The organism is Rhizobium sp. X9, from assembly GCF_018873185.1.
In the GTDB taxonomy this organism is placed as follows: domain Bacteria; phylum Pseudomonadota; class Alphaproteobacteria; order Rhizobiales; family Rhizobiaceae; genus Agrobacterium; species Agrobacterium oryzihabitans.
In genome coordinates this window covers 1,407,194-1,424,090 of sequence record NZ_CP071312.1, presented here as the reverse complement: position 1 = coordinate 1,424,090, position 16,897 = coordinate 1,407,194, and the positions used below count along the sequence as shown (strand labels likewise).

Annotated in this window: 13 protein-coding genes; 2 read left to right on the top strand and 11 right to left on the bottom strand. The window is 60.0% G+C overall.

The features are described from left to right. Window positions 1-10: 10 nt before the first annotated feature. From JZY08_RS21405 to JZY08_RS21395, 3 genes are all read right to left on the bottom strand, one after another. Entirely contained in the window at window positions 11-1,918 is a 1,908-nt protein-coding gene (locus JZY08_RS21405) for a cytochrome c biogenesis protein DipZ (protein ID WP_216331639.1), read from the bottom strand. 18 nt (window positions 1,919-1,936) lie between these two features. Continuing rightward, complete coding sequence (msrB, locus tag JZY08_RS21400) at window positions 1,937-2,422, bottom strand: peptide-methionine (R)-S-oxide reductase MsrB (RefSeq protein ID WP_216331638.1); 486 nt, start codon at window positions 2,420-2,422, stop codon at window positions 1,937-1,939. Between the two features lie 331 nt (window positions 2,423-2,753). Then, a complete protein-coding gene (locus JZY08_RS21395) occupies window positions 2,754-3,602 on the bottom strand; it encodes a LysR family transcriptional regulator (RefSeq protein ID WP_216331637.1) in 849 nt (282 codons plus the stop codon). 92 nt (window positions 3,603-3,694) lie between these two features. Here JZY08_RS21395 and JZY08_RS21390 point away from each other — a divergent pair, with 92 nt between their 5' ends. Then, window positions 3,695-4,948, top strand: coding sequence for an MFS transporter (locus tag JZY08_RS21390; protein ID WP_216331636.1), 1,254 nt, complete (start codon window positions 3,695-3,697; stop codon window positions 4,946-4,948). Between the two features lie 27 nt (window positions 4,949-4,975). Here the strand turns inward: JZY08_RS21390 and JZY08_RS21385 are convergent, their stop codons facing one another. Beyond that, entirely contained in the window at window positions 4,976-6,925 is a 1,950-nt protein-coding gene (locus JZY08_RS21385; protein WP_216331635.1) for an ABC transporter ATP-binding protein/permease, read from the bottom strand. Between the two features lie 217 nt (window positions 6,926-7,142). Further along, window positions 7,143-7,547, bottom strand: coding sequence for a hypothetical protein (locus JZY08_RS21380; protein WP_216331634.1), 405 nt, complete (start codon window positions 7,545-7,547; stop codon window positions 7,143-7,145). 328 nt (window positions 7,548-7,875) lie between these two features. Here JZY08_RS21380 and JZY08_RS21375 point away from each other — a divergent pair, with 328 nt between their 5' ends. Further along, window positions 7,876-9,645, top strand: a complete 1,770-nt coding sequence (locus JZY08_RS21375; protein ID WP_216331633.1) for a diguanylate cyclase — start codon at window positions 7,876-7,878, stop codon at window positions 9,643-9,645. 99 nt (window positions 9,646-9,744) lie between these two features. Here JZY08_RS21375 and JZY08_RS21370 read toward each other — a convergent pair whose 3' ends face one another. From JZY08_RS21370 to JZY08_RS21345, 6 genes are all read right to left on the bottom strand, one after another. After that, on the bottom strand, window positions 9,745-11,142 hold the full coding sequence (locus JZY08_RS21370; RefSeq protein ID WP_216331632.1) for an FGGY family carbohydrate kinase: 1,398 nt from the start codon (window positions 11,140-11,142) through the stop codon (window positions 9,745-9,747). Next, window positions 11,143-12,405, bottom strand: coding sequence for an NAD(P)/FAD-dependent oxidoreductase (locus tag JZY08_RS21365; protein ID WP_216331631.1), 1,263 nt, complete (start codon window positions 12,403-12,405; stop codon window positions 11,143-11,145). Next, window positions 12,402-13,799 carry an NAD(P)/FAD-dependent oxidoreductase gene (locus tag JZY08_RS21360; protein ID WP_216331630.1) on the bottom strand — a complete coding sequence of 466 codons (1,398 nt, stop codon included), beginning with the start codon at window positions 13,797-13,799 and terminating at the stop codon, window positions 12,402-12,404. Before JZY08_RS21360 ends, JZY08_RS21365 begins: the two co-directional genes overlap by 4 nt. 109 nt (window positions 13,800-13,908) lie before the next feature. Then, window positions 13,909-14,685, bottom strand: a complete 777-nt coding sequence (gene eutC, locus JZY08_RS21355; RefSeq protein WP_216331629.1) for an ethanolamine ammonia-lyase subunit EutC — start codon at window positions 14,683-14,685, stop codon at window positions 13,909-13,911. Then, the gene (locus JZY08_RS21350) at window positions 14,685-16,085 is read right to left on the bottom strand and encodes an ethanolamine ammonia-lyase subunit EutB (RefSeq protein WP_216331628.1); all 1,401 of its coding nucleotides are present in this window, start codon (window positions 16,083-16,085) and stop codon (window positions 14,685-14,687) included. The genes eutC and JZY08_RS21350 overlap by 1 nt, the downstream gene beginning before the upstream one ends. Before the next feature lie 11 nt (window positions 16,086-16,096). Then, entirely contained in the window at window positions 16,097-16,891 is a 795-nt protein-coding gene (locus JZY08_RS21345; protein ID WP_216331627.1) for an ABC transporter permease, read from the bottom strand. Window positions 16,892-16,897: the final 6 nt, after the last annotated feature.

The window sequence follows — 16,897 nt, the reverse complement described above, 5'->3', positions numbered from 1 at the left end:
CCTTTTCCTCTCAACCGAAGGTGAATGCATAGGCTTCGGGACCAGCGTCCAGAAAGCGGATTGCGAATGTGTGATCCTCGACCGGACCGTTCTGGCGGACGAGTTGATAAAGGCGCTGTTCGGTAATGGTGCCGTTTCCTTCAGCGTCGATATCCATGCCATGATCGCCACGCGGCGGTTTGCCATCAATCGTGACCTGGAAGCGAACCGGCTTGCCGTCTGCACCCGGACCAAGAACCAGATGCAGGTCCCGAGCCCGAAACCGATAATAGATGCCGCCACCGCTGGTATTCAGCGCCGCATGTTCGGCGCCGACGGTCCAGTTGCCCGTCAGGCCCCATTCGTTGCGCCGGGGCTTTTCCTCGATATAGGCATGGGCCTCGTCGTTGACGATACCGCCTGCACCGATGAAGTTCTGCGCCCGTTCGTAACCGACATAGGTTTCCGGCGATTGCACGTCGGCCGTGTCGGAGGCCGCCTGCGCACCGCCCGCATTGACGGCAACGATATCCGAGCCGACATCCGTCTTTCCCGCTTCTGCGAGAAGCTGCTGGATGACGCGCTCCGACCGGTCATAGTCTCCCTCACCGAAATGATGGTAACGGACTTGCCCCTTTGCGTCGATGAAGTAATGCGCCGGCCAATATTGATTATTGAATGCCCGCCAGATCGCATAATCATTATCGACGGCCACGGGGTAACCGATGTCGAGATCGGCAATTGCCTTTTTGACATTGTCGATGCGCTTTTCAAAAGCGAATTCCGGCGCATGCACGCCGATCACGACAAGTCCCTGATCCTTGTATTTCTCGGCCCAGGCGCGGACATAGGGGATTGCCCGCAGGCAGTTGATGCAGGAATAGGTCCAGAAGTCGACAAGCACGACCTTGCCCTTCAACTGCTCCATGCTGAGAGGTTGCGAGTTCAGCCATTCAACTGCGCCCGCAAGCGACGGAACGGTTTCTTCTACCGGAAGCTGTTCTGCGGTGGATGTCGACGGCTTGCCCTGCATCATCGCGTTCGAGCCGCTCATCGCGGCCGGATTGCCGGACATCATTGCCGGGCTGTTTGCCTGCATGGCAGGATTGCCCTGCATCGCGCCGCCTTGCATCGTGCCATTCTGCGCGGCATCCTTCGGCATAACCGTCGACGGCTTCATCGCGCCGCCTTCGGCCATATCCTGGCCGGGCCTGCCGCCCAATCCGTCAATCAGTTTCTGTTCGAGCACGGATGTGCTGGCAAGCGACGCCTGCGTCAGGAAGCCGGTATCAAGGCCGAGCCCGATTGCGGCGACCGCGACAAGCACGGCAACGCCCAGACCACGCCGGATCCATTCCCCCGCCCCGATCGAACGTTTCATTGCCTGGAAAACCCGTCCGCCGATCAAAAGCGCAAGCATCAAAGATGTCGCCGCGCCAAGCGCGTAGGCAAGCAACAGAACCGAGGTTCCGACATTGGCGCCCTGCAGTGCCGCTCCGGTGAGAATGAGGCCGAGAACCGGTCCTGCGCAGGGGGCCCAGAGGAGGCCAGTGGCAACACCAAGGATCAACGATCCGACAATCGCCGAGCCGCGACTTGTTTCCCGGTCTGCTGATTGCGAAAGTCTCGCGCCCAGCGCCACCAGCGGCCGCGTCAGACGCTCCGACAATGACGGGAACAGCAGGAATAGGCCAAAGACCGCCAGCAGGGTGATGGCGGCCATCCGTCCATATTCATTGGCTTCGACCGCCCAGCCACCCCCAACTGCGGCGAGCGTCGCCACACCGGCAAAGGTCGCCGCCATGCCAACCAGCATGGGAAGAATGCTGGTCATGAACGGGCGGCCGGCGCGCGCAAAAACAAACGGCAAAACCGGCAGGATGCAGGGGCTGACGATCGTCAGCACACCGCCGACATAGGCGAGAAGAAAGAGTAACATCGCAATATTCCCTGTCGGTCAGGCCGACGCCGGATGGAAATTCAGCGCCACGCCGTTCAGGCAATAGCGAAGGCCCGTGGGCTTGGGACCATCATCGAAAACGTGACCGAGATGGCCGCCGCAACGCGCGCAATGGACCTCCGTTCGCACCATTCCAAGAGAGGCGTCCTGCGTGGTGCCAACCGCGTTTTCCAGTGGGGCCCAGAAGCTGGGCCACCCGGTTCCGCTTTCGAATTTGGTGGTCGAGGAAAACGCCTCCTGATCGCAACCCGCACAGGCGAAGTTGCCGCGGCGCTTTTCATGCAGCAATGGGCTGGATCCCGGATATTCCGTGCCCTCTTTCCGCAAAACCTCATATTGATCCGGGGTGAGGCGTTTACGCCATTCCTCATCGGTCAACGTTATGGGAAAAGAACCATTCGCGGCAAACGCCCGCCCACCACCGAGCTGAAGTCCAATCGCTACGAATGCTGCGCCTTTGAGAAGCTCTCGTCTATTCACCATTGCTCGATCCTCCCGTTGAGCCAGTCTCAGAGTATTTACGAGGGCGAAGCCGAGGAAGTTACAGCCCTCGGAGCACATGTTCGTGATCAGAAAACAAGCGCCACTTCGAGGTTTAACGCGACCATCCCGTTTCGACCTGAGATCAAGCCGCCCGCGAAAATTTGGCAGCACTGACAAATCAACCTTGCACCGATGATCGCCGATGTATTCGCAAAAATATATTGGTAGTCGCTTAAATACGCATCGACAAGTGGCCTACGAATGAGCCAACGGCAAAGCGCGTATAGTGATCGCGGCAGTCGCAGGCGAAATACCTTGGCCGCCCGCGGCCTCAGGATGATCGAAATGCTCGTGTGGTCCGTCCGAGAGCGGAATTCGCACGGTCACCCGTCACCGCGGAAATCATCACGACATCGAGTTGTGGAAGGAGCGGCAAGCGGCCCCTCACCTCCCGCACACCAGCGGGAGCGGCACTTCGCGCCAGAAGCGCGATGCCGATCCCGGCTTCGGCAGCCGCTCCCACCGCCGTTGCCCCGGTTCCGACGAACGCCTCGCGCCAGGCAATGTCCGCGCCATCCAGCGCCCGAAGGGCCATGGCGCGCAGATTGCAGGGCTCCGGCTGCAGCACCAGCGGCACCGGGCCATTCGAAGGCAGATCGAAGTCCGCGCTGCAGTACCAGCCAAAGCTTTCCTGAAACAGAGGTTCGCAATCTCTTCGGATATCGTCATGCCGCAACACGACGATCGCGTCGAGTTCTCCGGCATCGTAGAGTTCAAGCAGTGTTCTTGTGCCGGCAGTGCGAAGGTGAAGCGTAACGCTCGTCTCCAGTTCGCTGATCACGCGAAGGATCCGCGGCAGGTCGGCTCCGATCAAATGATGCGTGACCCCGATCGCCAGACGCGTCGGCTCCTGTCCAAAGACATCGCTCGCGCGACGGCCGGCAGCGACATAGGCTCGCGCAGGCTCCAGAAAACGTTCGCCCGCAGCCGTCAATCGGACCCGGCGCGGTGTCCGCTCCACCAGACGATGCCCCAACATCTCTTCGAGCCGACGCAGGCGCAGGGATATGGCGGCCTGTGTCGTATTCATCACGCCGGCAACCTGCGTGAACGACTGCAATTCGGCAACAAGAAGAAAAGCCTCGACGGCCGCGGGATCCAATGAGCGCATGGTTTGCATAACAAACTGTTATCACTGAAATGTGCAAGCCCTTAATTCTGTCGGCTCTTCGGGAAGGCTATTGCACGAAAACTCTTGATAGGAGCTTTTCCGTGTCGTCACAGATTTCTTCGACTCCGCCTGCACCCGTTTCCGTCACCGATCCCAGGATCTGGGCCGTGCTTGTCGTGGCAGTCGGCACGCAGACCGCCGGCTCGTTCGTATCGCAGGGGATCTACATTCTCGTGCCCTTCTGGCGGGAAGCATTCGGCGTTTCTCTCGCATCCGCATCACTTGCAGTGACCGTCATGAACGCTATCCAGATCGTGACCATGTTCACGCTCGGCCGAGCCATCGACATTCATGGCGAACGCCGCATCGTCGGCATTGCCATGCTCGGCATGGCGATCGCGATGGCATGCGCTGCGGCATTCGCAAACAGCCTGCCGGCGCTGCTCGTTTGCATCGCTTTTCTCGGCGGCACTTATGCAGCCGTCCAACCGGGCGGCACGCGGGCGATCATGCGCTGGTTCCCACCCGCCAAACGCGGCATCGCGACAGGGTTTCGGCAGGCCGCGGTTCCCCTCGGAACGATGATCGCAGCCGCTCTCCTTCCCTTCATGGCGGTTCGTTACGGGTGGCATGCAGCTGCATGGCTCTGTGCCGGTGTTTCCGGAGCGGGTGCTGCACTCTTCTGGGGACTTTATCGCGAGGGAAGCGATGTGGCTGCGAAAACCGAACGGCCGCTTCCTCTGGCAAAACTCGTCCGCATCGTCGGTCAGAATCATAGTTTCTGGCCCGTATTACGGCTTGGCATTGCCATGTCGGCGTTTCAATTTACGCTGACGGCGCACGTCATCGGGTTCATGGCGGACGGACTGGGGCTTGGGCTCTTTGTCGCATCCTCGATGTTCGCTGCAACCCAGCTTGCGGGCATTCCGGGCCGCATTCTGCTGCCGTGGATCAGCGATCGCTTCCGGTCCGGTCTCCGCGGTCAATCATTCGGCCGCGTATCCATCATTGCCGCAGGCGCTGCCGCAATCCTGGCGGTTCTGCCCGTCAGCACTCCATCAGCAGTGATCCTGTTCGTGCTTGTCATCCTGGGGATATTCGGCATCGGATGGTTTCCGCTTTACCTCCTGGAAATCGCGGAAAGCGCTCCGAAAGGTTCGATAGCATCGACGATCGCCTTCGCTTCGACGATTTGTCTGGGGGTCATGGCAATCGGGCCCTACATATTCGGTCTTCTGGTCGACCATTTTGGCTATGGGGCAGCATGGTCGGCACTGATCGTGCCGGTAGTGGTGACGGCGTTGCCTCTGGCAATCTCATCGTCGCGCCTCCCCATATCTCAAACGGGTTCGTAACGTGTGATCAAGGTCCCGGCTAAGGCTTCACTTTCGCTTGACCATTCGGCGCAGCAGGGAGCCTGCCCTTGCCTTGCGGGGGATGAGATCGATATCGCTCACAAGCTTTGCGCCGCCTTCCCGGCGTTCCAGTGTGATCTTGCGGCTATGAAATGCTTCCAGTTCGGGACGGTGCGCCACGCTTATGATGGTGGCGTCGGGAAGCTCGTCGATCACCGTCTGCATCATCTTGTCCTGACTTTTTTCATCAAGCGCTGCCGTCGCCTCGTCCATGACGATAATGTCGGGGGCGTTCAGCAACAGGCGCGCGAAGGTCAGCCTTTGTTTTTCGCCGCCCGACAACGTCTGGTCCCATGGTGCCTCATCTTCGATCCTGCCCTTGAGCTGGCCGAGGCCGACCTTGTCGAGCGCGGCCCCGATCTCTTCAGATGTCCAGCTCTCGGCCGCTTGCGGATAGCAGACCGCCCGACGTAGCGTACCCGCGGGAATGTAAGACCGTTGCGGAAGCATGAATAATCGGCTGCCGGCGCGGAAATTCACGCTGCCTCCACCCCACGGCCATAGGCCGGAGATGGCCCGAACCAGCGTGCTCTTGCCGGATCCGGATTCCCCCGCGACCAATACTCTCTCGCCTGCGCCGATTTCGACATCCGTCTCTTTGACGACAGCCGTTCCGTCACCCAGCGAAACGGAAACATCCTTAAGGCTGAGCACTGTTTCGCCTTCCGTTTCACCGCGCACGATCCGACCGAGAGTATCGCTCTTTTCGGCCCGCTCGAGGCCGTTGAGCGACATCATCAGGGAGGCGACGCGCCGCGCGCAGGCATTCCAGTCGGCCAGACGAGGGTAATTGTCGACCAGCCAGCCAAATGCGGACTGGACGATGGTGAAGGCGGACGCAGACTGCATCACCTCGCCAAGCGACATGCTTCCGTCAAGAAACTTCGGCGCACAGAGCAGAACGGGTACGACAGGGGCAATCAACATTGATCCATTCGACACAACCGTGGTGCGCATATATTGCTGCGCCATCAGTCGCCACTGCCGCCGGACATTGCCAAACCTCTTGTCGAGATCGCTTCGCTCCTCCTCTTCGCCGCCGAGCAGGGCGATGCTCTCCCCATTTTCCCTGACGCGCGTGAGCGTGTAGCGGAATTCCGCCTCGACCTGGTTCTTGACTTCGGAAACCTTGACGAAGTTTCGGGCAATGAAGGCGATGGAACTGGACGTGATAACCGCATAGATCACGGCTGCGACGACGAGAAAGCCGGGGATCGTGATCCAGACACCCCCGATCGAGACCGTCAGAGCGCCGCCGATTGTCCACAGAACAACGATAAAGGTGGAGGCAGACACAAAGGCCGCGATGACACCGGAAATGAAATCCACGGGCGCCTCGGTGGCAATCCGCATATCTTCCGAGAGCCTCGCCTCTGGATTCTGGTGGTCGCCATCGATCAGGTTGAGCTGATAGTAGCGGCCATTTGCGATCCATCTCCCAACGAGCGACTTTGTTAGCCAGGAGCGCCAGCGTCGCTGAATACGCATCCTGACATAAACTTGTGAGGTGACGATAAAGACGCTTCCCAAAACGAGCGGCGGAAAGACGGAGCCGAGAAAATAGACGGTCGATGCGTCCCGTTTCTCGATCGCATCAAAAATCCCGCGATTCCAGACATTAATGCCGTACTGGAAGCCGACATTTATGCCGATCATGGCTAAGAGCCCAAGCGAGAAAGGCCATGCCAGCCGATCGCCGCGACGGCTCCAGAAACCTCGCGCGCTGATCCAGAAGCGCTTCAGCAGATATCTCCTGCGTGCTTCCTCCGCCTCCTCAGGCGTCAAGCCCAAAACAGGTTGCATCTCCTCTGGCGGGAGGGGATCATCGATATCGTGAGCATCCTTCGCGGATGCGGTTTCGGTACCATTCTGGTCGGCACCATCGACCGGTTTCGGTCCTGCGTCAGTGTCGGTCATGGGCGCTTAACGGATGATCGCTTTAAAGGTTTCACGACGTGTTGAGAGAACGTGATGCGTCACACGATTTTTTCTGAAGCTGCCCAAAGCCCTTTAGAAGAAAGAGCGATGTGACCCCGCTTTAGACATCGAATGGCGGCTTCTCGAAGAGATCGTCTTTTATCAAGAGACGATCTCCGCGGAGCGACAGGGATCCACCCTGCGCTGCCGAGTTTTATTAGGCGCCGCTGATAATGTTGCAGATGCCCTTGCGAACGATGTTCTTGTCGGTGATCTGACCTGCTTGAATATTGAACATAACGTCAATCCGCACGCCGGCGCCTTTCTGACGTGCAACGACGCGAAGGGTTTGAATTCTCCCGCTGCCGGTCGTCTCCTGGTGCGCATCAACCGATGAGAGAGCTTTGTTAACCTGGATACCGGAGAAACCCTCCGCTGCCACGGCCTGAGCGAGCTTCTGGAGAACCGTTGATGCTTTTGCTTTCGGCAACTCCCGCCAGGATTTATAAGAAACGGCCGTCACCATTGGAACACCGGAAACGGTGAAGTTTTTCTCGCAGGAGGCAGCGAAAGCAGAGCTCGAAAGGGCTACAAGGCCAAGGGCGGCAATTACAGTTCTCATGTCAATGTCCAGTTTCGGTGATGTTTGTCTTCGCGGGCCGCGTCAGAGTGCTGCCTGATCCATGCCGAAGCTCACCTACTCTTAAACGAGAGTCAATCTCAGACAACAACTTTTGGTACGTCGTCGACATGCCAGATGGCTGCAGCCCCCATTCTGCTTGCTCGACCGCGAACTCCACTTTACGACGCCGGCATCGGCGCAAGCAGTCACTTCGATTATCCAGCATGTTGACTTCCCGTTTGACGAGATGGCCTAAAATAAGCAGACTCTGAAATTGTACCCGCCGCACGCGGTTATCACACCTTGCGGCAAGCAGACGGCGCCCATCATGCGACTTAGTACCATCACGAACCTGGCTTACGCCGTAACCCTCGTGCTCACGACAATATCGGCGACCACTTTCATTCTGTCCGCCAGAAGCGCTTCTCAGGAGCGGGTGGCCATCCAAGATCACCTCGAACTGACAGATCTGGCCGAGGAACTGGCGATCATTGCGGATGAGCGTACAGAGGAGGCGCGTCTTTACGTCATGCGTGGCGACGAGCAGCACCTGGCAAAATTCTACGTTGATGAAGATCAGGAAAAGCACCTCGAAAACACCCTGAACAAACTGTCCAATCTTGGTGTTTCACCGGAAGAGTCCGGATCATTTCAGGATATACGAAAGAGCGCTGATACTCTGGATAGGATGGAGCGCGAGGCCATCAGCTTTTATCGCTCCGGCCGACAGAGCGACGCACAACAGATTTTGTTTGGCGATGAGTACTATCGACTGCATACCGGCCTGCTCAACACCGTCTCAACGCTGAGAGCAGCCATTGCAACCCGCTCGCAGGCAGCGGTTGACCAAGCCAAAAGCCGAAGCGATTTCTACGGATCGATCGCCAAGGTAATGCTCGCCCTGACCGCCATGATGTTTGTGGCAGTGCTCTATTTCGTCCTCAGCAGACGCGTTGCCGTGCCTCTCATCAAGATGAGCAATATCGTCATGCGCCTTGCCCGGCAGGACTACAGTATCGACGTACCGGACGAGGGACGGCGTGACGAAATTGGGGAAATGAACCAGGCCATTCGAATCTTCCGCAGCAACGGGCTGGAAAGGGAACGTCTTGACGCGGAGCACCGCAAGAACCAACGCATAAAGGACCTGATCCTGCAGATGATGCATCGGATTCAGGCCTGTCAGAATGAGAACGAATTATCCGACGTCGTCTCGAAATTCATGCCGCAGATTTTTCCCACCATCGCCGGCCGCCTGCTTGTGCTCAAAGAACACAGTTCGGTTCTCCAATCGACCGGACAATGGTCCGATCCTTCGTTTTCCGCCCCGGAGTTTTCGATCGATGATTGCTGGGCGCTCCGTCGTGGGCGCCCACACGCCAGCAAACCGGATGGAGACGACGTTGTCTGCCACCACCTCCTGGGCGGCTTCGGAACCGGCTTGTGCATCCCGCTTACGGCGTTGGGCGACACCGTCGGCTTATTGTATCTTGAAATTCCGCAGAGCAGTGAAACTCTGGAGGCAGAGCGCCTATATCTGGAACTTCTCGCCGAAAATATCGGCCTTGCCGTAGCAAACCTCCAGCTTCGGCAGCGGCTGGTTGGCATGGCAAGGCAGGATGCCTTGACCGGTCTTTTGAACCGCCGGTCACTCGATGAGGCGCTGAACAGGCATATTGAAAAGCCAACCAATGCACTTGCCTGTCTGATGCTCGACATCGACCATTTCAAGCGCTTCAATGACCGCTTCGGCCATGATGCCGGAGACGCAGTGATGCAATATGTCGCCCAGGTGCTTTCGGAAGCCGTCAGCGATCAGGGTGAATTATTCCGTTTCGGCGGCGAGGAATTCACCGTGCTGATGCCGGCTGCGGGCATTGAAGATGCCATCAAGGTTGCAGAGAAACTCCGCTACGCAGTTGAGCGCGCACCTCTCACCTATCGCGGTCGCCTGCTTGACCCGATCACCGTATCGGTCGGTATCGCAACTTCACCCGGAGCGGGGACCGTGAGTAGCGTATTGGAACGAGCAGACGCTGCGCTTCTAAGCGCCAAACAGACGGGGCGAAACAGATGGGTGTCGTCCGACGCCCTGTGAATGGAGGAAACACCAGTCACCGCAGGGTTCACTCCGGCCAGCACGGTCGTGGCAATAGACATTACTCCCGCTAGCATGAAATTCGCAAAAAACGCTGCGTCAACTGCCCCGCCAACCCCTTGCATTGTCTATGGCACGCGCAAAGCGAGCGTGGTCTGCGGCTTCCACCGATCCATTGGGTGTGAATGTCTCGGCATCGTTTCGCATGGCGGCGACATCGATGTCGCATAGTTCCGCCAGACCAAGCGCGGTCAATTCGCGCATGGCCGGCACGCAAATGGTTCGGCCACTGGCAGCGGCAAGGAAACGGGCGAAATAACGACTGTTCGACAAGCCACCATCGATGGAAATCGTATCGCCGATGGGAACGACAGTCTGCGCCGCTTCGATCAACCTAACCGTCAGCAAGGCAATGCCTTCAAGCAGCGCACGCACCATATCACTCCGCTCGGTGGCATGGTCCATGCCGATGAAGAGCGGCACGGCCTGTCTGTCCCAATATGGCGCGGCAAGGCCCGAAAGTGCCGGCACGAATACAAGGCCGCGACGAATGGCCGACGGCCCGTCGAAACCGTCAAGTTCGGCATTGTCGGCATAGAGGCCGATCTTCCGCGCCCATTCGAGTGCGGCACCGGCATCATAAACCCCGCCTTCGATGGCGAAAACGGCGGGGACGCCTTGCTTCTGCCAGCCAATGGTCGGCAGAAGCTCCCCCATAAGCGGGCGTTCATGACCAGCGATGGCCAACAGGAAAGCTCCCGTGCCGAAGGTTATCTTGCAATCGCCAGCGTTGCGGCAACCGTGCCCATAAAGCGCCGCCTGCTGATCAACGATGGAAACGCGGATGGGCGTTCCATCGATGGAACCGAAGCCGCCATCAACAGGACCGATTGAGGGCAGACAATCCAGCGGCACGGCGTGAAGTGCACAGAGTTCCGGGCTCCAGGCGCCGGTTGACAGATCAAGCAGCCCCGTGCGCGAGGCCGTTGCAAGGTCGGTGCGGAAACAGCCTGCCAACCGATCCAGAAAGAAGGCATCGGTGGTGCCCAGGCGCAACCGCCCTTGCGCCCTTGCTCGCGCCACGGCCGGATTGTGCCTTAGCAGCCACGACAGTTTGCTCGCCGAGAAATAAGGATCGAGCGGCAACCCGCAAATCTCTTTCGATCGTTCCGCGGCCGATTGGGGCAAAGCGGCCAGGGCTTCGGCGGTGCGGGCATCCTGCCAGACGATGACCGTCGAAAGCGCTTCGCCACTCTCCGCATCCCACGCCAGGCAACTCTCGCCTTGGTTGGCGATGGCGATCGCATCCACCGGCCCGGCAGCCGCCAGCACCGCGCGGATGTTGCGCAACAGCTCTTCCGGATCATGCTCCACATGGCCGGGGTTTGGATAGAACTGCATATGACGCAGGCTTGAGACGAGTTGCGCCGTGCCGCCGTCGCTTATCACAAGGCATCGGGTCGACGTCGTTCCCTGATCGATCGCTGCAATGCGCATTCAATTCCCCTCCCGAAAGTGAAAGGCAATCTGGCTCGCTTCAAATGCAGCGCGGGGAATGGGCACAAGCACACGGCGTTCCGGCAGCCAAAGACCGGACTTGCTCCATACCTCCGTTCCATCAAGATGAAGCGAAAGCCGGCCTTGAACGCGTCTGGTAAAGCGGAGTTGAAAATCGCGAAAAGCCGGTCGGTCAAGTCCCTCCGGCCGCACCATGGTGGGTACCGCGAGTTTGAGCGGGTCGGCGAAAGTGACAGGCACCGCCTTTGCGTTGCAGGGGTCGCGGGCGAGATCGTCGGCAATGGCAGCACCCACGCGGCGGCCTTCGCGAAACGACCAGCCGCCCGTTTCCACGGCCCGCAATACGTTCCCTCCGGCGAAAAAGATCGCGTTGGCCATTCTGCCATCCTGATCGATCATCGGGCCATCGCTGCCTGCCGCCACATCTACCGGGGACGCGTTCAGAAGCGCTGCCTCCGGTGTGAACCGCCCGGTGAGAAGAACACCATCACACGTGACGGTGAGGATGCGGCCATCTGCCAGCCGGATGTCGGCCTCCTCGACACGGCCGCTCCCACGAATGTCCACAAGTGTGGCACGGCAATGAAAGGGCACCCCGACCAATCGCGGAAACCACCGGAAAAACGACCGCGCCAGCGGTTCCGGCTCGGGCTCGATCATCGCCACCGGCCGCGCGCCATGCGTCAGACACGTGAGGAGCGCGGAAAAGGAGACCAGTTCCGAACCAACGATGAGCGGGCGGCGAAAGGGCATGATGCCGTGAAAGGCGACATAAGATTGCAGCGTGCCGGTGGTGATAACACCCACCGGCCGGTCGCCCGGCAGAAGCCGCGCTGAGCGTGGTTTTTCCCGCGCGCCGGTCGCCAGTACAATGCGCCGGGCCTTCAACGTCTCCACGCCGCGCGCCGATGTCACCTGAAGCGTACCGTCCTGTCCGAGTTCCACCACGGAATGACCGGTGCGGATATCAACGTCTGCATCCTTCGCTTGCCGCTGCAGACGTCGCGCATAGGCCGGGCCGAAATAAACGCGACCGAATTCGCGCATGCCGAAAGGCGAATGGGCGCAATGACGGGGTGCGCCGCCAAGGGCCGGCTCACGCTCGAGGATCGTCACATGCGCGACGCCGCGTGCTTTCAGCTCCAGCGCCGCCGCCACGCCCGCGGGCCCGCCCCCGACCACGATTACGTCTGCATCCGGAACGGTTTCGTGCATCTGCTGAAAAGGCTTCCACGTGCTCATCTTTCGTCTCCCGGACGGACTGCAAGCGGTACAGCCAGACGGTCGCCCGTCATCGCGGCCAGCCGGGCATTGCAGTAAAACCCCTGACAGCGCCCCATGCCCGCGCGGGTGCGCCGCCGCAGACCTCCGAAATCACCCGGCGGCACCGGACTGGAGAATGTCGCGTCGATCTCACGGCGGGTGACAAGCTCGCAATGGCAGACGATTTCGCCATGATCGGTGCGCTGCCAGTCCCGCTCGCAGGTTTCGGTCAGGTTCGGCATCGTCACATCAGGCACCGTGGGAGGGGGCACAAAACGCGTGCCAAAATTTTCGTGAAGCGCCAGAGCATGCTGCGCCAGACCAAGTGCCGCACTGAGACCCGTGGACCGCACGCCGCCGAGCGTGATCGCGCGCCGGTCCGGCCGTGCGGAAATCCGGTAATGTTTCTTCTCAGAGGCCGGGCGCAAACCGGCATAGACAGCGGTCACGGGAACGGAGGCCAGTGCCGGAACAATCTCGCTGCCGCGTTTCAGCAGCGCTTCCAGCGCCGCCGTTTCTACAGTCGCACGCTCGCGGTCATCCTGTTCTTCCGCCGTCGGGCCGATGAGAACGTTGCTGAAGGCGGTTGGACACACAACGATGCCCTTGGTGATTTCGGTGGGAACAGGCAGGACGATGCGCGGCACGTACCGGCGGGCGGCTTTGTCGAGAACGACGAATTGTCCCTTGCGAGGCTTGATGGTGAAGTCCGGGATAAGACCCAGCCGCGCATCGACGATATCGCCGAACAACCCGGCCGCATTGACAACGCTCGCCGCAAGGATCGGACCCGCCGTCGTCTCTATTCGCCATGCGCCATCAAACGCACCGGACAGGACTTCGGCGTTGCGCACTAGCTGCGCGCCGAGCCCCACCGCTTGCGTGAGATAGCCCAGCGGCGCGGACCACGGATCGATGACATGTTCACCAGGAACGTCGAGTGCCGCGACAAGATGGCCGGACAAACCGGGCATGGATTCCCGAGCCTGCCGGGCCGTGAGCAGACCAAGCTCGGCAATGCCGTTGCGCCTCCCCTGCTCGGCGATCGCCTCCAGACTTTGCGCCTCGTCGGGATTCCAAGCACAGACCAACGCGCCGGTTTCAACGAGACCAAGGCCCATCTGCCTGTGGATGGACAGATATTCTGCCCGACCCGCCTTCACCAATTCCAGTTCCAGACTGCCTTCGGGCGCATCGAAGCCGGTATGCAGAATAGCGCTGTTAGCTTTCGATGCCCCGGAAAGAATATCGGAACCCTTCTCGATGACCACGACCTTCGCACCGGCCAGCGCGAAACGGCGGGCAACCGCGCAACCGACCACCCCGGCACCGATGACGGCGACGTCGAATTCTGTGAAGGGGCTCTGGACCATGGGCTTGCCTCTATTTTCGTGGTTCGAAAGCGAAATCAACAGGCGCAACGGATCAGGCCCGATGCACCTTGCCGGTTCGTGGTGGCTATGGACGAGATTTGCTTCGTTTCTAGTCGGACAAAGCCGTCACCGGCTTTTCGAATTCAACCAGCGTCACACCGCTTGTCTCCTGCTGGCACATGGCGCTGATCAGGGTCATGATCTTCCCGGCCGCTTCGACGGGTGGCACGCCACCATCACGAATATTGGAAATGCAGTTGCGTCGGGAATCCGGCAAGCCGGTCTCCGGCCCGAAGGTGACATAGGCGCCAAGACTGTCGGCTGCCGAAAGGCCGGGCCGCTCGCCGATCAGGATCACCGCCACCTTTGCGCCGAGCGCCGTACCCACATCATCCGCCAGCGCAACCCTTGCCTGCGTCGCAAGCGTGATCGGGCCGACCGTCAATCCGGTGCTCGCAAGCGCCTTGAGCAACTCCGTTGCCAACGGCACGGCATTCATCTCCACAGCCGTTGCCGAAAGCCCGTCGGCGATCACCAATGCGACATCGGCTCCCTTGGCCTGCCCGTCAAGCGCGCGACGGCTATCGTCTGAAAGGGCACGGCCGAGATCGGGTCGGCGCAGGTAATCTGCACGACCCTGCGCGCGGCTCGCGACATGCACGACATCCGCACCCGAGGCGCGCAAATCACGTTCCACTTTGTCGATATCGAGCGGACGCCACACGGCCTGACGCGCCTGCGCATGATCCAACAGAAATGTCTGTACCGCGCGCGTGGGCGGGCTTGCACCTGCGCGGCCGAGCGCCACGCGTGCATCGGTTGCCACCCGCAGGGCCTTGAGACGTTCCGGCGGACTGGAGATGAGGGAGGGCCGGCGGTCACGCATCAGGCGGCTTCCCTTCCAAGAAAATCGAGTTCGCGAAGCCCGCGGTTCATCAGCCCCGGGTTCTCGATCATACGGCCGGCGGCATCCGTCACGCCCATATTCACCAGCCACTCCTCAAATTCCGGCGCAGGCCGCCGCTTCAGCGTTTCGCGGGCATAGATTGAATCGTGATGGGAAAGCGTCTGGTAGTTCAGCATGACGTCGTCCGAGCCTGGCACGGTAATGACGAAGTTCACATTAGCGGCGCACAGCATGGTCAGCAGCACGTCCATGTCTTCCTGGTCGGCATCGGCGTGGTTGGTGTAGCAGACGTCGACACCCATCGGCAGGCCAAGCAGCTTTCCGCAGAAATGATCTTCAAGGCCGGCGCGAATGATCTGCTTGCCATTATAGAGATATTCCGGACCGATGAAGCCAACGACGGTATTCACCAGAAGTGGCGAGAATTCGCGCGCCACGGCGTAAGCACGCGCCTCCATCGTTTGCTGATCGACACCAAAATGCGCATCGGCCGACAGGGCAGCCCCCTGCCCCGTCTCGAAATACATGAGGTCGCTGCCGATAGTCCCGCGCTTCAGCGACAAACCAGCCTCATGAGCCTCTCGCAGAACGGCGAGATCAATGCCGAAGCCCGCATTGGCCTTCTGGGAACCCGCAATCGACTGGAACACCAGATCGACGGGTGCAGCCCGCTCCATCGCCCGGATCGCCGTCGTCACATGGCCAAGGCAGCAGGTCTGGGTTGGAATGTCGAGCCATTGCCGCAGATCGTCAAGCAACTGCACGACGCGGATATAGTCCGGCACGGCACTGGTGGCCGGGTTGACGCCAATCACCGCATCGCCGCTTCCCAGCAGCAATCCGTCAATGGCCGAGATGGCGATGCCACGGGAACTGTCAGTCGGATGATTTGGCTGGTTGCGGGTGGACAGGCGGCCGGAAAGACCAATCGTGTTGCGAAACCGGGTCACGACTTCCCGCTTGGCCGATACCGTCACGAGATCCTGCAGACGCATGATCTTGGAGACTGCCGCCACCATTTCCGGCGTCAGACCCCAGGTCACCGCTTCGAGTTCCGCGTACCCGACCTTGGAATTGAGCAGCCACTCGCGAAATTCGCCAACCGTCAGAGAAGACACCGGCGCGAAGGCCAGTGCGTCATGCTGGCGGGCGATCAGTGCCGAAATCTCGTCACCGTCCGAGGCGATCAATTCCTGTGCAAGAAAGGTGGAAAGCGGCAGATCGGCAAGCGCCATCTGCGCCGCCAGTCTCTCCACCGGCCCTTCCGCCGCAATGCCGGCCAGCTGGTCACCGGACCTTTCCGGCGTCGCCTTCGCCATCAGGGTCTTCAAATCGTCGAAACGATAGGTCGTGCCAGCGGCGATCTGTCGATATGCCATTCTTCCGGCCCTTATTTCACGAAAGTCTTCGTCAGGCCCACCGTGCGGTCTACGATCAGGACGACGGCAAGCGTGAGTACGATCAGAAGAACGGAGATGGCGGCAACAAGCGGATCAGCCTGGGTTTCGACGTGCTGATACATGGCAACGGGAAGCGTTGTGATGCGCGGGCCGGTGAGGAACAGCGAAATCACCGCTTCGTCAAACGAGACGAGAAAGGAAAGCGCGGCCGTTGCAACGATACCAGGCGCGATCATCGGCATGGTGACGCGGCTAAAGACGGTGAGCGGTGATGCCCCAAGCGTGGAGGCGGCCTCCTCGTAGATCAGCGGCAGGCCCGCAAGCGATGTGGTGAGTACACGCAGCGCATAGGGCAACACGATGATCAGATGCGCGATCACCAGACCCGTGAATGTACCGAGCAGGCCCGCACCGGCAAAAACGATCAGGATCGCAAGGCCGAGAACGATGGTCGGCAGAAGCAGCGGCGCGGTGAAGAAGGCGAGCAATGTATCCGCGCCAATCACCCGCATCCGCACGATGGCATAGGAGGCGGGCAGCGCAATCAGCATGGACAGCACGGTGACGATGACGGCGAGGAGCGTGCTTGTGCCAAGAGCGCCGATCATCTTGGAATTGTGCATGAGGTCAACATACCAGCGCAGGCTCCAGCCGGAAGGCGGGAAGGTCATGTAGCTGTCGGCCGAAAACGAGATCGGCACGACGAGCACCACAGGCGCAAGCAGGAAAAGAAACATGATGAACGCGACGATTTTCAGCGCCAGCGGAGCGGGACGTTCTTCCATCTTCGA

Excerpts from the sequence above, each read along its gene's own strand:
- JZY08_RS21370 (WP_216331632.1), bottom strand. The coding sequence starts at position 11,142 with ATGCGCATTGCAGCGATCGATCAGGGAACGACGTCGACCCGATGCCTT.
- JZY08_RS21380 (WP_216331634.1), bottom strand. The coding sequence starts at position 7,547 with ATGAGAACTGTAATTGCCGCCCTTGGCCTTGTAGCCCTTTCGAGCTCT.
- msrB (WP_216331638.1), bottom strand. The coding sequence starts at position 2,422 with ATGGTGAATAGACGAGAGCTTCTCAAAGGCGCAGCATTCGTAGCGATT.
- JZY08_RS21385 (WP_216331635.1), bottom strand. The coding sequence starts at position 6,925 with ATGACCGACACTGACGCAGGACCGAAACCGGTCGATGGTGCCGACCAG.
- JZY08_RS21375 (WP_216331633.1), top strand. The coding sequence starts at position 7,876 with ATGCGACTTAGTACCATCACGAACCTGGCTTACGCCGTAACCCTCGTG.
- JZY08_RS21350 (WP_216331628.1), bottom strand. The coding sequence starts at position 16,085 with ATGGCATATCGACAGATCGCCGCTGGCACGACCTATCGTTTCGACGAT.
- JZY08_RS21360 (WP_216331630.1), bottom strand. The coding sequence starts at position 13,799 with ATGGTCCAGAGCCCCTTCACAGAATTCGACGTCGCCGTCATCGGTGCC.
- JZY08_RS21395 (WP_216331637.1), bottom strand. The coding sequence starts at position 3,602 with ATGCAAACCATGCGCTCATTGGATCCCGCGGCCGTCGAGGCTTTTCTT.
- JZY08_RS21405 (WP_216331639.1), bottom strand. The coding sequence starts at position 1,918 with ATGTTACTCTTTCTTCTCGCCTATGTCGGCGGTGTGCTGACGATCGTC.
- eutC (WP_216331629.1), bottom strand. The coding sequence starts at position 14,685 with ATGCGTGACCGCCGGCCCTCCCTCATCTCCAGTCCGCCGGAACGTCTC.
- JZY08_RS21365 (WP_216331631.1), bottom strand. The coding sequence starts at position 12,405 with ATGAGCACGTGGAAGCCTTTTCAGCAGATGCACGAAACCGTTCCGGAT.
- JZY08_RS21345 (WP_216331627.1), bottom strand. The coding sequence starts at position 16,891 with ATGGAAGAACGTCCCGCTCCGCTGGCGCTGAAAATCGTCGCGTTCATC.